The organism is Streptomyces sp. NPDC016309, from assembly GCF_043077235.1.
Taxonomy (GTDB): Bacteria; Actinomycetota; Actinomycetes; order Streptomycetales; family Streptomycetaceae; genus Streptomyces.
In genome coordinates this window covers 427,612-442,468 of the sequence record NZ_JBIBSG010000005.1, presented here as the reverse complement: position 1 = coordinate 442,468, position 14,857 = coordinate 427,612, and the positions used below count along the sequence as shown (strand labels likewise).

Genomic DNA, 14,857 nt, shown 5'->3' with positions numbered 1-14,857 from the left:
CGGGAACGGCGGGCGGGATCAGCCGCAGAACTCCGCCTCGACCACCGCGCGCGTGTCCCCCGCCCAGTCGCCGTTGACGTTGGTCGCCAGCGTGTGGCGCCCGTCCCGGGTGGACAGCACCCCCGAAGTGGAGCCGTGGATGCCGCCGTTGTGTCCCCAGACCTCCGTACCGCAGCTCAGCCGGTCCATCATCAGCCCCAGCCCGTAGCGGGCGGTGGGGGCGTCCTCGCCGATCGGGACCGTGGTGGTCATCTCCCGGGTCTCGCGCGGCGGCAGCAGCCGGCCGGTCATCAGGGCCCGGACGAAGCGCTGGAGGTCCGCCGAGTCGGAGATCATCTCGCCGGCGGGTCCGGCGATCGAGGGGTTCAGCTCGGTCATGTCGTGGATCTCGGCGTCCGGACCGGCGAAGAGCCGCGAGTACGCCCGGCCGCTGGGCCGCGGCATCCTGGCGTCGGTACCGGGAAGGCTGGTGGCGCGCAGCTTCAGGGGCTTGAGGATCCGGCGCTCGACCTCCGTGCCGTAGGGCCGGCCGGTGACCTTCTCGATGACCATGCCGGCGAGCAGGTAGTTGGTGTTGGAGTAGCTCCAGTCGGTGCCGGGTGCGAAGTCGGGGCGGTGCCGCATGGCGATGGCCACCATGTCGCGCGGTGTCCGCGTGTCGTAGCGGTGGCGGAGGAAGTCGGGGCTGAAGACCTGCTGCCGGTAGGCCGGGTCGGAGGTGATGTCGAAGATCCCGCTGGTGTGGTTCAGCATCTGGCGCAGGGTGATCCGCCGCCCGTCGTGGCCGTTGCCCCGGACGACGCCCGGCAGCCATCGCTCGACGGGGTCGTCGAGGTCGAGGCGGCCCTCCGCCTGGAGTTGCAGCAGGACGGTCGCGATGAACGGCTTGGTGATGGAGCCGATGCGGTAGCGGTCCTTCGGCAGGCGCGGGCGGCCGGTGGTGCGGTCGGCGACGCCGGCGGAGCCGTTCCAGGTGCCGTGCTCGTCCCGGGCCTGGGCGAGCGCGCCGGGAACGCCCGCCCGGACGAGGGCGTCGACCGCCTCCTGGGTCCGCCGGTGGTCGCCGCCGGGGCGTGCGGGCCGTTCGGCGGCGGTGGCGGGGGCGGTGAAGGCGGTGACGGCGAGTGCCGCCGCCACCATCAGGGCGGGCAGGGTCCTGCGTACCGGCATGTCGGGGTTCCCCTCTGCGCGTTGGTGCGGTCGGGGGGCAGGACCGCGGCGGTGGGCGGAACGGTTGCCGGGCGCCGGAGGGTTGAGCGGGTTTCAGCCGACGTGGCCGAGGTTTCCGGTGGCGGGCCGCTCGCGCCAGAGCCGCAGTCCGGCGTCGACGACCCCCACGCGGGCGAGCGCGGGCACGGCGTCCAGCGGGTGCCAGGCGGCGAGGTCGGTGGAGCCGCCCACCTCGGGCCGCAGCTCCCCGCCCGTTATGCGGCCCTCGTAGAGGATGCGCAGGGCGTGGAAGTCGGTGGCCGGGCCGAGGCGGCGGCCGTAGTGGCGGCGCCGGGAGTCCACGCCGAGGAGGGCCGTCATCTCGGCGAGGTAGCCGGTCTCCTCCTCGACCTCCCGCACGGCGGTGTGCATCGGGTCCTCGCCGTGGTCCATGCCGCCGCCCGGGAGCGACCATTCCTTGCTGCCGTCGGGGGCCGTGCAGCGGGCCAGCAGGAGCTGTCCGTCCCGTACGCACACGGCGTAGGCGGCGACTCTCAACCTCTGGTTCATGGGCCGAGGTTAGACCGGCGGCGGGCGGGTTCGGCGGGGAGCGGCGGCTGAAAGATCAACGCTCAACTAGTTATGGGGGTTTCACCCCGGTTCGCTCCTCATGGCGTACATCCCGCAGTGGCGGATGTACGCCATGACCGCATCCCGACCTCCGGCAACCCTCCACAAACCCCCTCCACTTACGACAGGGTGAGCGGTCATCCGGCTCCGAATTCCGGACTGTCTCTTTCACAACAGGGATGCTGATGACCACCCTCGAATCCCAGGGCTCCATACCAGGGAGCCCGACCCCCGGCCACAGACGCGCGGCCCGCGTGGCCGCCGCCGCCGGCCTGGTGGCCGCGCTCGTCGCGGCCGGCACCGCCCCGGTCTTCGCCGCCGGCCCGGCGGACCCCGCACCCCCCAAGCCCGTCCCCCCGTCCGCCACCGCGGACAAGCTGGGCCAGGCCGACGCCGAGCGGCTCGCCGAGGCCGAGGCCACGGGCAAGAAGACCGTCACCGTCATGGTGGCCACCGCCCCCGGCCAGACCGAGCAGGTCGCCGGACAGCTCGACGGCGTCACCGGCGCCACGGTCGGCACGACCTACGACAAGCTCGGCTACGTCCGCGCCACCCTGCCCACCGCGAAGGCGGAGGCCGCGCTCGCCTCGGCGGCGAAGCTGCCGTCGGTGAAGGGCATCGACCTCCAGTACGAGATACGACTGGACGACCCGTCGCCCGACGCGGGCGCCTCCGCAGCACGGGACGCCGCGGCCGGCGCCCGGGGCGGGACGGCCACCTACCCGGGGCCGGGTGCGAAGACCCCGGCGAAGAACCCGTACAACCCGTCCTTCGAGACGGGCGCGGTCGAGTTCGTGCAGGACCACCCCAAGGCCGACGGGCGGGGGGTGACCATCGGCATCCTGGACTCGGGCGTCGACCTGGACCACCCGGCGCTCCAGAAGACCACCACGGGCGAGCGCAAGATCACCGACTGGGTGACCGCGACCGACCCGGTCGGGGACGCCGACGGCACCTGGCGCCGGATGAACGTGGCCGTGGAGGGGCCCACGTTCACCGCCGACGGGCGCACCTGGAAGGCCCCGGCCGGCAAGCAGGCCTACAGCCGCTTCGCCGAGGCCGTCACCAAGGGTGGCGACATGGCCGGTGACCTCAACCGGGACGGCGACACCACCGACGCGTGGGGCGTGCTCTACGACGCGGCCGCCGGCACCGTCCGGGTCGACCTGAACGACAACGCCGACTTCACCGACGACGTGGCGATGAAGCCGTACAAGGACGGCTTCCAGATCGGCCACTTCGGTACGGACAACCCGGCCACCGAGGTCGCCGAGCGCATCCCGTTCGTGGTCGAGATCCGCAAGGACGTCGAGTACAACGCCAACGGCGACAAGGCCGACTACGTCAACATCGGCGTCATCGAGTCGGACCACGGGTCGCACGTCGCCGGCATCACCGCCGCCCACGGGCTGTTCGGCGGGAAGATGAACGGCGCCGCGCCCGGCGCGAAGCTCGTCTCCTCGCGCGCCTGCACCTGGTCCGGCGGCTGCACCAACACCGCCCTGACCGAGGGCATGGCCGACCTGGTGATCAACCGCGGCGTGGACATCGTCAACATGTCCATCGGCGGCCTGCCGGCGCTCAACTCCGGTGACAACGCGCGTGCCGAGCTGTACGGCCGGCTCATCGACACCTACGGCGTCCAGCTCGTCATCTCGGCCGGCAACGAGGGCCCCGGCATCAACACGATCGGCGACCCCGGCCTGGCCGACAAGGTCGTCTCGGTCGGCGCGGCCATCTCCCGGGAGACCTGGGCGGCGAACTACAACTCGGTCGTCGAGAAGAAGTACGCCATGTTCCCGTTCTCCTCGCGCGGCCCGCGTGAGGACGGCGGCTTCACGCCGACGATCTCCGCGCCCGGCTCGGCGGTCAACACCATCCCGCTGTGGATGGCGGGCGCCGGCGTGCCCGAGACCAGCTACAAGCTGCCCGCCGGGTACGGGATGCTCAACGGCACCTCGATGTCCTCGCCGCAGGCGGCGGGCGCGAGCGCGCTGCTGCTCTCGGCCGCCAAGCAGAAGAAGATCGAGCTGTCGCCGCTGACCCTGCGCACCGCGCTGACCAGCACCGCGCGCCGGATCTCCGGGGTGGCCGCGCACGAGCAGGGCGCCGGTCTGATCGACGTCGTCGAGGCCTGGGAGTCGATCAAGGACGGTGCGACCGCGCACGACTACAAGGTCGCCGCGCCCGTCGACACCGCGCTGGACCAGCACCTGACCAAGCCCGGCACCGGCATCTACGACCGTGAGGGCGGCCTCAAGGTCAAGCAGAAGAAGGTCTACGACGTCACCATCACGCGCACGACCGGTCCGGACCGGCCGGTCGAGCACGAGCTGGACCTGAAGTACAACGACGGCACCTTCCGCATCCTCGGCGACGACGAGGTGGAGCTGCCGCTGAACAAGCCGGTCACCGTCAAGGTGCAGGCCAGGCCCGGTTCCGCCGGTGTGCACAGCGCGATCCTGGAGGCGGACGACGAGGACACCGAGGGCGTGGACAAGCAGATCCTCGCCACCGTGGTCGTCTCGCAGGACCTGGCGAAGGCCCCGTACACCTTCTCGGCGAGCGGCAGCGTGCAGCGCAACAGCCACAGGTCGTACTTCGTGACCGTGCCCGAGGGCGCCAAGGCGCTGGAGGTCGCGATCAGCGGGCTGAAGGAGAAGAGCCAGACCCGGTTCATCTCCATCCACCCGTACGGCGTGGCCGTCGAGGACACCGCGTCCAACCTGTGCTACCCGCACTACAACCCGGCCAACACCTGCCGTCCGGACGTGCGCTCGTACGCCGCCCCGGCGCCGGGCGTGTGGGAGATCGAGGTCGAGTCGCGCCGTACGTCGCCCGACCTGGACAACCCGTACAAGCTGGACGTCACGCTGCTGGGCGCCGCCTTCGACCCGGCCGTGAAGACGGTCCCCGAGGCGAAGGTCGGCACGCCGGCCGCGGTCGACTGGAAGGTCACCAACGCCTTCGCGGCCCTCGACGGCCGGCTGAAGGGCGGACCGCTCGGCTCCGCGAAGGTCGCCGCGCCGACGATTGCGAACCACGAGTCGCAGACCAGCACGGTGACGGTCGGCGAGGGTGTGGAGCGCCTCGACGTGGTGATCGGCAACACCTCCGACAAGGGTGCCGACCTCGACCTGAGCGTCCTGAAGGACGGCAAGGTCGTGGGCTCCTCCGCCGACGGTGACTCGGAGGAGGCGGTCTCGCTGGTCAAGCCCGCCGCGGGCACGTACACGATCGTCGTCGACGGCTACGCGGTCCCGTCCGGCTCGACCACGTACGACTACAAGGACGTGTACTTCTCGTCCTCGCTCGGCACGCTGAAGGTCGACGAGAACAAGCCGGTCGCCCTGGCGAGCGGCGCCTCCGCGCAGGTCTCGGCGGAGGTCCTGGTGAACGGCGCGGCTCCCGAGGGACGGCAGTTCTTCGGCGAGGTGTCGCTGCTGACGGCGCGCGGCACGGCCGCGGGCACGGGCAGCGTCGTGATCGGGAAGGTCACGCCGTGACACCGTCGGTACGGTGAGTGAGGGCGGGCGTCCGGACCGGGCGCCCGCCCTTTCCGTTCCCCGCGTGCTGCTTCTCACGTCGCGGACAATGAATTGGACAAGCCGGGCCAGGTGATACGCATCATGGGTGCGGCACCCAGGCCGCCAGGCCCGCAAGCACGTACGGAGGAGTCCCCGTGAAGGTCGGAATCGTCGGAGCCACCGGTCAGGTCGGCACGGTCATGCGCAAGATCCTCACGGAGCGGAACTTCCCGGTCGACGAGCTGCGGCTGTTCGCCTCCGCCCGCTCCGCGGGCACCGTCCTGGACGGGGTGACCGTCGAGGACGCCTCCACGGCCGACTACACCGGTCTGGACATCGTGCTGTTCTCCGCCGGTGGCGCCACCTCGCGGGCGCTGGCCGAGAAGGTCGCCTCGCAGGGTGCCGTGGTGATCGACAACTCCTCCGCCTGGCGCCGGGACCCCGAGGTGCCGCTGGTGGTCTCCGAGGTGAACCCGCACGCGGTCACGGACCGCCCCAAGGGGATCATCGCCAACCCGAACTGCACGACCATGGCCGCGATGCCGGTGCTCAAGCCGCTGCACCAGGAGGCGGGCCTGACCGCCCTGGTCGCCACCACGTACCAGGCCGTCTCCGGCTCGGGCCTGGCGGGCGTCGCGGAGCTGGACGGCCAGGTCAAGGCCGTGGCCGAGAAGGCCGCCGAGCTCACCCACGACGGTGCGGCCGTGGCGTACCCGGAGCCCGGCGTCTACAAGCGCCCGATCGCCTTCAACGTGCTGCCGCTGGCCGGCTCGATCGTCGACGACGGTTCCTTCGAGACGGACGAGGAGCAGAAGCTCCGCAACGAGTCCCGCAAGATCCTGGAGATCCCGGAGCTGAAGGTGTCCGGCACGTGCGTGCGCGTCCCGGTCTTCTCCGGCCACTCCCTCCAGGTCAACGCCCGCTTCGCGCGTCCGATCAGCGTGGAGCGCGCCCACGAGCTGCTGAAGGACGCCGAGGGCGTCGAGCTGTCCGAGATCCCGACCCCGCTCCAGGCGGCCGGCAAGGACGTCTCCTACGTGGGCCGCATCCGCGTGGACGAGACGGTGGAGAACGGCCTGGCGCTGTTCCTGTCGGGCGACAACCTCCGCAAGGGCGCCGCGCTGAACGCGGTGCAGATCGCGGAGCTGGTGGCCGAGGAGCTCAGGAGCGCCTGACGCCGTCGGTACGGCGGGGAGGGCGGCTCACCCGGGCGGGTGGGCCGCCCTTCGCCGTACCCGCCGCTCCTCCCCCGTGGCCGGGGTCCTCACGCCGTGGCCCGGGTCCTCACGCCCGTGGCCCGCGTCCTCACGCCGGGCGTGCGGCGGGGACGGCGCCGGGTGCGGCGGGGTCGTCGCCGGGGCGGCGTACCTCGAAGTGGAAGCAGCCGTACTCCACGGCCCTGACGTGCACGAGCGCGACGGCCGGGTCGGCGAAGGCGTCGGCGAACGCCCGGTCGAAGGCCTCGGTGGCGTCCTCGGGAACCTCCAGGAGCCGACCGCCGACGATCCGCCCGCCGGCGTCGTAGCGGCGGACGGTGCGCAGCGCGCCGGGGCGTGCGAAGGGGTAGCCGTCGCTCCCGTCCGCTGGCCCGGCGCACGCCTCGGCGTGGATGAAGACCGGGCCCTGTTCGTCGTACGCGCCGGGCGCGGCCCCCGTTTCGGCGGCCCAGCGGCGCAGCGGGGCGTAGGAGACGAGCGCGACACGCTCCCCGGGCTCGGAGAGCCGCAGGCAGCAGCGCAGCGGGGAGCCGCCCTCCTCGTCGGCGCGCGGGGCGAGGGGGCGGCCCGCGTCGTCGGTGCCGCGCAGGTCCCGCACGGTGGCGGGGTCGATGGGGCGTGCGGTGTACGTGGTCGTCATGCGACCAGCGTGGGGGTACGGCACCCGGGGGCGCTGGCGGTAATGGGTCATCGTGTTCCGCACCCGTCGTGGAAGGATGGCCGGAAACGTCACACAACGAGGAGATGACCGGGTGCCTGGCACGAACCTGACCCGTGAAGAGGCCCAGCGGCGGGCGGAGCTGCTGACCGTGGACTCGTACGAGATCGACCTCGATCTCAGTGGCGCGCAGGAGGACGCGACCTACCGGTCCGTGACCACCGTGCGCTTCGATTCCGCCGAGGACGGGGCGGAGTCGTTCATCGACCTGGTGGCGCCGGCCGTGCACCAGGTGGTGCTGAACGGCAAGGCGCTGGACGTGGCCGCCGTGTTCCGGGACTCCCGCATCGCGCTCAAGCACCTGCACCGGGGCCGCAACGAGCTGAAGGTCGTGGCGGACTGCGCGTACACGAACACCGGCGAGGGCCTGCACAAGTTCGTCGACCCGGTCGACGACCAGGTGTACCTGTACACCCAGTTCGAGGTGCCGGACGCGCGGCGGGTCTTCGCCAGCTTCGAGCAGCCGGACCTGAAGGCGACGTTCCGGTTCACCGTGAAGGCCCCGGCCGGCTGGACGGTCATCTCCAACAGCCCGACGCCCGAGCCCGTGGACGACGTCTGGGCCTTCGAGCCGACGCCCCGGATGTCCACCTACGTCACGGCGCTGATCGTCGGCCCGTACCACGCGGTGCACAGCACCTACGAGAACGGCGGCCAGGTGGTGCCGCTGGGCATCTACTGCCGTCCGTCGCTGGCCGAGTACCTGGACGCGGACGCGATCTTCGAGGTGACGCGGCAGGGCTTCGACTGGTTCCAGGAGAAGTTCGACTACGCCTACCCCTTCGCCAAGTACGACCAGCTCTTCGTGCCGGAGTTCAACGCGGGCGCGATGGAGAACGCGGGCGCGGTGACCATCCGCGACCAGTACGTCTTCCGTTCCAAGGTGACGGACGCGGCGTACGAGGTGCGGGCCGAGACCATCCTGCACGAGCTGGCGCACATGTGGTTCGGCGACCTGGTCACCATGGAGTGGTGGAACGACCTGTGGCTGAACGAGTCGTTCGCCACCTACACGTCGATCGCCTGCCAGGCCGCGGCGCCCGGCTCGCGCTGGCCGCACTCGTGGACGACGTTCGCCAACTCGATGAAGACCTGGGCGTACCGGCAGGACCAGCTCCCGTCCACGCACCCGATCATGGCCGAGATCAACGACCTGGACGACGTCCTGGTCAACTTCGACGGCATCACCTACGCCAAGGGCGCCTCGGTGCTCAAGCAGCTCGTGGCGTACGTCGGCGAGGACGCCTTCTTCCGCGGCGTGCAGGCGTACTTCAAGCGCCACGCCTACGGCAACACCCGTCTGTCGGACCTGCTGGGCGCGCTGGAGGAGACCTCCGGGCGCGACCTGCGGACCTGGTCCAAGGCATGGCTGGAAACGGCCGGTATCAATGTGCTGCGCCCGGAGATCGAGGTCGACGGCGACGGGGTGATCACCTCCTTCGCGGTCCGCCAGGAGGTCCCGGCGCTGCCGGCCGGCGCGAAGGGCGAGCCGGTGCTGCGGCCGCACCGGATCGCGATCGGCCTGTACGAGCTCCAGGACGGCAAGCTGGTCCGTACGGACCGGGTGGAGCTGGACGTCACGGCGACCGAGCGGACGGAGGTGTCCCGGCTGGTCGGCACGCGCCGTCCGGCGGTGGTGCTGCTCAACGACGACGACCTGTCGTACGCCAAGGTCCGGCTGGACGAGGTGTCGCTGGAGAACGTCACCGCGCACCTGGGCGACTTCACCGAGTCGCTGCCGCGCGCCCTGTGCTGGGCGTCGGCCTGGGACATGACGCGGGACGGCGAGCTGGCCACGCACGCCTACCTGGAGCTGGTGCTGTCCGGCATCGCCAAGGAGTCGGACATCGGCGTGGTGCAGTCGCTGCACCGGCAGGTGAAGCTGGCGCTGGACCTGTACGCGGCGCCCGAGCGGCGGGAGGCGGCGCTGGGGCGCTGGACCGAGGCCACGCTGGCCCACCTGCGCACCGCGGAGCCGGGCAGCGACCACCAGCTCGCGTGGGCGCGGGCGTTCGCGGCGACCGCCCGCACGCCGCAGCAGCTCGACCTGCTGTCGGGCCTGCTGGAGGGCACGGAGACGATCGACGGCCTGGTCGTCGACACCGAGCTGCGCTGGGCGTTCGTGGAGCGGCTGGCCGCCACGGGTGTGTACGACGAGGCGGAGATCGCCGCGGAGTACGAGCGGGACCGCACCGCGGCGGGCGAGCGGCACGCGGCCACCGCGCGGGCGGCCCGGCCGACCGAGGAGGCCAAGGCCGAGGCGTGGGCGTCGGTGGTCGACTCCGACAAGCTCCCCAACGCCGTGCAGGAGGCGGTGATCGGCGGCTTCGTCCAGACCGACCAGCGCGAGCTGCTGGCCCCGTACGCGGAGCGGTACTTCGCGGTGGTCAAGGACGTGTGGGAGTCCCGGTCGCACGAGATGGCCCAGCAGATCGCGGTGGGGCTGTACCCGGCGCTCCAGGTGTCCCCGGAGACCCTGGAGGCCACGGACGCGTGGCTGGCGAGCGCCGGGCCCAACGCGGCGCTGCGGCGGCTGGTGTCCGAGTCGCGGTCGGGCGTGGAGCGCGCGCTGCGGGCGCAGGCGGCCGACGCGTAACACCACCGGTACGGACGTCCGCCCCGGCCCCGGGTCCACCGGGTCCGGGGCGGCTTCGTGTCCGGGTCCGGGGCGGGCCGGGGGTGCCGTGCCGGGGCGGGTCCGGGTGCCGGGGGCAAGGCGGTCCGGGTCTCGGGGCAAGGCGGTCCGGGTGCCGGGGCAAGGCGCTCCGGGTTCCGGGGCGGGGAGGGGCCAACTCCCGGGCCAGGGCGGGACGTCCGCATGCTGACCCGCTGTCAAGAGGCGTGCACGACAACCGATAAGCTTCCGGGCCGTTGTGTCCTTTGATCTTTCGCTTTCGATCGTTTAAGGGTTCTGATGGTTCGAGAGGGATCGTCGCCCGGTAGTCCAGGGCCCGCCTCACCCGTCATATGGGCGTTGCCCGCCATCGTGATCGCAGCGGGCACCGCCGTCGCCGTGGCCCTCGTCGCCGCACCCGCCCGCACCCCGGTCGGCTGGCTCGGGGCGGCCGCCACCGCGGTGGCCGCGCTCGCCTGCGCCGTGGCCGCCCGGCGCGGCCGGGAACTGGCCTCCCTGCGCGCCGAGGTGGCCGAGCAGCGGACCGCCCTCGCCCGGCAGGAGGCGGAGACGGTACGGCTCGCCGACACCCTGCTGCCGGACGTCGTGCGGCGGCTGCGCGAGGGCGAGTTCCCCGAGGACGTGCTCGCCTCGCTGGAGGCCGCCGACTCCTACGGGCCCGGGCTCACGCCGGAGTTCCGGTCCGTCCACCGGGCGGTGCTGCGCTCGGTGCTGGACGCGGTGGTCGCCGAGGAGGACCTGCGCGAATCGGCGCAGCGGGCCTTCGTGAACATCGCGCGCCGCGTCCAGGCCATCGTGCACCAGCAGGCCCAGGAGCTGCGGGACATGGAGGACCGGCACGGGCAGAGCCCGAGCGTCTTCGGCGACCTGCTGCGGCTCGACCACGGCACCGCGCTGATCGGCCGGCTCGCCGACTCCATCGCCGTGCTCGGCGGCGCGCGCCCGGGCCGCCAGTGGAACAAGGCCGTGCCGCTCTACAGCGTGCTGCGCGGCGCGATGTCCCGGATCATCGACTACCAGCGGGTCGAGCTGCACTCGGTCTCCGAGGTCGCCGTCGTCGGCCCCGCCGTCGAACCCCTCATCCACGCGCTGGCCGAGCTCCTCGACAACGCCACCCGCTACTCGCCGCCGCAGACCAAGGTCCATCTGACCGCGGTGGACGTGAACGCGGGCATCGCCGTCGAGATCGAGGACGGGGGCGTCAGCATGAGCGAGGAGGCCCGGAACAGGGCCGAGCGCATGCTGCGCCAGGCCCAGCAGGGCATCGACCTCAACGATCTGGGCGAGACGCCCCGGCTGGGTCTGGCCGTGGTGGGCCGGCTGTCACAGGCGTACGGCTTCCAGGTCTCGCTGCGGTCGTCCGCGTACGGCGGTGTCCGCGCGGTGCTGGTGGTCCCGCAGGACCTGATCACCACCACCTCGGCCGCCACCGGGCTCGCCCACGGCATCGGCACCTCCTCCGGGCCCCGGCGGGCCCTGGCCCCGGCCGCGCGGGAGGCGGCCGGGCAGCCCTCCGGCCCCGCCCGCCCGGTGACCGGCCCGACCGGCCCCGTCCCCGCACCGCACCCGGCCGGCCCGTCCGACCACGGCGGGCCGCTCGTGACCGAGCGGACGCCCAGCGGTCTGCCCCAGCGGCGGCGCAAGACCCGGGTGACCGCCCCGGCCCGGCCCGACGCACCCGGCGGGACCGCGGAGACCACCGGGACCACCGCGCTTCCCGGGACCGCGGAGACCACCGGGACCACCGCCGTGACCGGCGGGAACACCACCACGACCACCCGGACCGCCACCACCGCGCCGGAGCCCGCGCCCCAGGTGCAGCCCGGCATGTGGCTGGCCGCCTTCCAGAGCGGCCTGGCCGGGGAACGCCAGACCGGCGCAGACCAGAACAGCGACGCCTCGCCGGCCCCGGCGAGCAAGGGGGAACAGCCATGAGTCAGCAGCGGCCCGACATGGACTGGATGCTCAAGGACCTGGCCGAGAGCGTTCCGCAGACCCGCCACGTCATCGTGCTCTCCGCCGACGGCCTGCGCATGGCGCAGTACGGCGCCGAGACCGACACCGCCGACCGGCTGGCCGCCGCCTGCGCCGGCCTCCAGAGCCTCGCGGGCGCCGTCGCCGCCGAACTGCCGCACAGCGAGGGCCGGATGCGGCTCGTGGTGATCGAGATGGACGGCGGCTTCTTCTACCTGATGGCGGCCGGCGCCGGCGCGTACCTCGCCGTCCTGGCCGACGAGGGCGTCGACGCCGGTCTGATGGGCCAGCGGATGCGCGACCTGGTGGCACGGATCGGAGAGCACCTCAGCAGCCCGCCCCGCCGCGACGGGCAGCCCGCGTGAGCGACCCCGACCACCGGCGCGGTGACGACCACGACTGGGAGGACGGCAGCCCCGAGCGGCTGTACGTGATCACCGGTGGCCGCAGCGGCTCATTAGGGTCCGCCCCGCTCGACCTGGTCACGCTGATCGTGGCCAGGTCGGGCCCCAGGCCCGGGATGCAGCCGGAGCACACGGCGATCATGCGGATGTGCCAGGCGCCGCTGTCGGTGGCCGAGATCTCCGCGTACCTCCTGCTGCCGGTGAGTGTGGTGACCGTCCTGGTGGGCGACCTGCTCGCCGACGGGCACGTGCTGGCGCGCGAGCCCGTCGCACCGGCCCGACTCCCCGACCTGGCACTGATTGAGGCAGTGATCGATGGACTTCAGAAGCTCTGAGCCGCCCGCCGGCCCGCGCTCCGCGGACGCCCTCCCGGCGACGGCCGCCGCCGCCGTCAAGGTGGTGGTCGTCGGCGGCTTCGGGGTGGGCAAGACGACCCTGGTCGGCTCGGTGAGCGAGATCCGGCCGCTGACCACCGAGGAGACGATGACCCAGGCCGGGGTCGGCGTCGACGACATCGCGGGCGTGGAGCGCAAGAGCTCCACCACCGTGGCGATGGACTTCGGGCGGATCAGCATCAACGAGGAACTGGTGCTGTATCTCTTCGGCACCCCCGGCCAGGAACGCTTCTGGTTCCTGTGGCGGGGCCTGTTCGAGGGCGCCCTCGGTGCCGTGGTGCTGGTCGACACCCGCCGCCTGGAGGTCAGCTTCGACGTGATCGGCAGGCTGGAGGAGCGTGGCGTGCCGTTCGTCGTGGCCGTCAACTCCTTCCCCGGAGCGCCCGAGCACCCCCTGGAGGAACTGCGCGGCGCCCTCGACCTGCCCGGGTCCGTACCGATCGTCGTGTGCGACGCCCGGCGCCGCGACTCCAGCCGCGACGTCCTGATGACGCTGATGCGCTACCTGCACTCCCTCGCCGTGACCCCGGAGGCCTCGTGACCGGTTGAGCACCGGTGCGGCCGTGGGCCAGCCGGTCAGCCGCGTCCAGCGGGCGCGCGGGGCGGCGGCGCCGCGTTCGGTGAGTGAGCCGTGGAGGCGCATGCGGGCGACGCCGCCGGGGAAGGCGGCGAGGCGGACGTGGGTGGCCCCGGCCGGGGCGGGCAGCGCGAAGCGGAGGCGGGAGTCGAAGGTCATGCACCGACCGTCCCGCAGCCCGACCCGTCAGGCCGGGAGTTCCGTCACTCGCCGCTCGGTCCCGCCGAAAGGAGGCGCCGGGTGATCCCGGCCAGGCGCCGCCCCTGGTGCCGGGCGGCCGCGAGGACCTCGTCGCCGGGCGCTCCCCCGCGGGAGGCGTGGGACGTGCCGTAGGGGTTGCCGCCGGCCGCGTAGACCGCGGGATCGGTGTACCCGGGGGACACGATCAGCGAGCCCCAGTGGTGGAAGGTGTTGTAGAGGGCGAGCAGCGTGGACTCGTTGCCGCCGTGGGTGTTGGCGGCGCTGACGAAGCCCGTGGCCGGCTTGTCGGTGAAGGTGCCCTGCTGCCACAGCCCCCCGGTGGTGTCGAGGAACTGCTTGAGCTGCGAGGAGATGTTGCCGTACCGGGTCGGGGTGCCGAAGGCGTAGGCGTCGGCCCAGGAGAGGTCGTCGAGGGTGGCCACCTCCACATGCCGGGTGGCGTCGGCGTGTTCGCGCCAGGCGGGCAGCGCGTCGATGGCGCTGTCCGGCGCGAGTTCGGGAACCCGGCGGAGGCGGACCTCCGCGCCGGCCTTCTCGGCCCCCTCGGCGACGGCCTCGGCGAGCGTGTGCACGTTGCCGGTGGCGGAGTAGTAGATGACGGCGATCTTGGGAGGCATGGCCGGACCCCTTCGCGAAGTGCTGAGCGGATCGCTATCCGCTTGCTGACACCCCGAGACTAAGCGGATAACTATCCGCACGACAAGGCCCGCCGGGCGAGAAACGGATAGCTTTCCGTTACCGGCGCTATGCTGGAACCATGGACGAGCCGCAGCGTGCCCGCCTCCCGCTCGCGGGCGGATCCCCCGCAGGCCGGGCGGGGCGCGCCGAGCGCGCGGACGCGGCCGACAACCGCCGCCGCATCCTGGAGGCGGCCGCGCGGATCGTCGCCGACAAGGGACCGGACGCCCTGACCATGAACGCGGTCGCCCATGAGACGGGCATCGGCGTGGGGACGGTCTACCGGCGCTTCGGGGACGTCGCCCAACTGCTGTTCGCCCTGCTCGACGAGCGCGAGAAGCGGTTCCAGGAGGCGTTCATGACCGGCCCTCCGCCGCTGGGCCCGGACGCGCCGCCGCTGGAACGGCTGCGCGCCTTCCTGCACGCGCTGGCCGACCGCGTCACCGACCAGCTCGACATGATGCTCGCCGCCGAGACGGCCGCGCCCAGCGCCCGCTACAGCAGCGGGGCGTACGCGACCATGCACACCCATGTGACCGTGCTCGTCACCCGCGTCCGGCCGGAGGCCGACGCCTCCCTGCTGGCCCACATGCTGCTCGCCCCGTTCATGCCGAGCCTGACGCACCATCTGACGCGGGACGCCGGGCGGACGGTGGACGAGATCAAGGCCGCCGCCGACGAGCTGCTCCGGGGCCTGGCCCACCCCCGCTGACCGGCCGCCCGCCGGACTCCGCGACCACGCCCCACCGGCG

At 72.7% G+C, this 14,857-nt stretch carries 12 protein-coding genes and 1 pseudogene; 8 read left to right on the top strand and 5 right to left on the bottom strand.

Going from position 1 to position 14,857, the window contains the following annotated elements:
- Positions 1–18: 18 nt before the first annotated feature.
- Both ACF068_RS15610 and ACF068_RS15605 read right to left on the bottom strand, forming a co-directional pair.
- Positions 19–1,170, bottom strand: coding sequence for a serine hydrolase domain-containing protein (locus tag ACF068_RS15610; protein WP_392274760.1), 1,152 nt, complete (start codon positions 1,168–1,170; stop codon positions 19–21).
- 93 nt (positions 1,171–1,263) lie between these two features.
- Positions 1,264–1,719, bottom strand: a complete 456-nt coding sequence (locus ACF068_RS15605; RefSeq protein ID WP_392274759.1) for an NUDIX hydrolase — start codon at positions 1,717–1,719, stop codon at positions 1,264–1,266.
- Positions 1,720–1,964: 245 nt separating this feature from the next.
- Here ACF068_RS15605 and ACF068_RS15600 point away from each other — a divergent pair, with 245 nt between their 5' ends.
- Positions 1,965–5,285: a S8 family serine peptidase gene (locus ACF068_RS15600; protein ID WP_392274758.1), complete on the top strand. Its 3,321-nt coding sequence runs from the start codon at positions 1,965–1,967 to the stop codon at positions 5,283–5,285.
- Positions 5,286–5,461: 176 nt separating this feature from the next.
- The gene (locus ACF068_RS15595) at positions 5,462–6,481 is read left to right on the top strand and encodes an aspartate-semialdehyde dehydrogenase (RefSeq protein WP_392274757.1); all 1,020 of its coding nucleotides are present in this window, start codon (positions 5,462–5,464) and stop codon (positions 6,479–6,481) included.
- A 130-nt stretch (positions 6,482–6,611) separates the two neighbouring features.
- Here ACF068_RS15595 and ACF068_RS15590 read toward each other — a convergent pair whose 3' ends face one another.
- Entirely contained in the window at positions 6,612–7,163 is a 552-nt protein-coding gene (locus ACF068_RS15590) for a DUF1203 domain-containing protein (RefSeq protein WP_392274756.1), read from the bottom strand.
- Positions 7,164–7,275: 112 nt separating this feature from the next.
- Between ACF068_RS15590 and pepN the strand changes: the two genes are divergently transcribed.
- From pepN to ACF068_RS15565, 5 genes are all read left to right on the top strand, one after another.
- Complete coding sequence (gene pepN, locus ACF068_RS15585) at positions 7,276–9,837, top strand: aminopeptidase N (RefSeq protein ID WP_392274755.1); 2,562 nt, start codon at positions 7,276–7,278, stop codon at positions 9,835–9,837.
- 318 nt (positions 9,838–10,155) lie between these two features.
- On the top strand, positions 10,156–11,811 hold the full coding sequence (locus ACF068_RS15580; protein WP_392274754.1) for a sensor histidine kinase: 1,656 nt from the start codon (positions 10,156–10,158) through the stop codon (positions 11,809–11,811).
- A complete protein-coding gene (locus tag ACF068_RS15575; RefSeq protein ID WP_073751149.1) occupies positions 11,808–12,215 on the top strand; it encodes a roadblock/LC7 domain-containing protein in 408 nt (135 codons plus the stop codon). The genes ACF068_RS15580 and ACF068_RS15575 overlap by 4 nt, the downstream gene beginning before the upstream one ends.
- Complete coding sequence (locus ACF068_RS15570; protein WP_392274753.1) at positions 12,212–12,589, top strand: DUF742 domain-containing protein; 378 nt, start codon at positions 12,212–12,214, stop codon at positions 12,587–12,589. The genes ACF068_RS15575 and ACF068_RS15570 overlap by 4 nt, the downstream gene beginning before the upstream one ends.
- Positions 12,570–13,190, top strand: coding sequence for an ATP/GTP-binding protein (locus ACF068_RS15565; RefSeq protein WP_392274752.1), 621 nt, complete (start codon positions 12,570–12,572; stop codon positions 13,188–13,190). Before ACF068_RS15570 ends, ACF068_RS15565 begins: the two co-directional genes overlap by 20 nt.
- A 30-nt stretch (positions 13,191–13,220) precedes the next feature.
- On the opposite strand, the pseudogene ACF068_RS15560 reads toward ACF068_RS15565, so the two are convergent.
- Positions 13,221–13,376, bottom strand: a pseudogene (locus tag ACF068_RS15560) (allantoicase); the annotation flags it as partial.
- Between the two features lie 53 nt (positions 13,377–13,429).
- Positions 13,430–14,044 carry an NAD(P)H:quinone oxidoreductase gene (gene wrbA, locus ACF068_RS15555; protein WP_392274751.1) on the bottom strand — a complete coding sequence of 205 codons (615 nt, stop codon included), beginning with the start codon at positions 14,042–14,044 and terminating at the stop codon, positions 13,430–13,432.
- Between the two features lie 140 nt (positions 14,045–14,184).
- Here wrbA and ACF068_RS15550 point away from each other — a divergent pair, with 140 nt between their 5' ends.
- On the top strand, positions 14,185–14,817 hold the full coding sequence (locus ACF068_RS15550) for a TetR/AcrR family transcriptional regulator (RefSeq protein ID WP_392274750.1): 633 nt from the start codon (positions 14,185–14,187) through the stop codon (positions 14,815–14,817).
- The last annotated feature ends 40 nt before the right edge of the window (positions 14,818–14,857 follow it).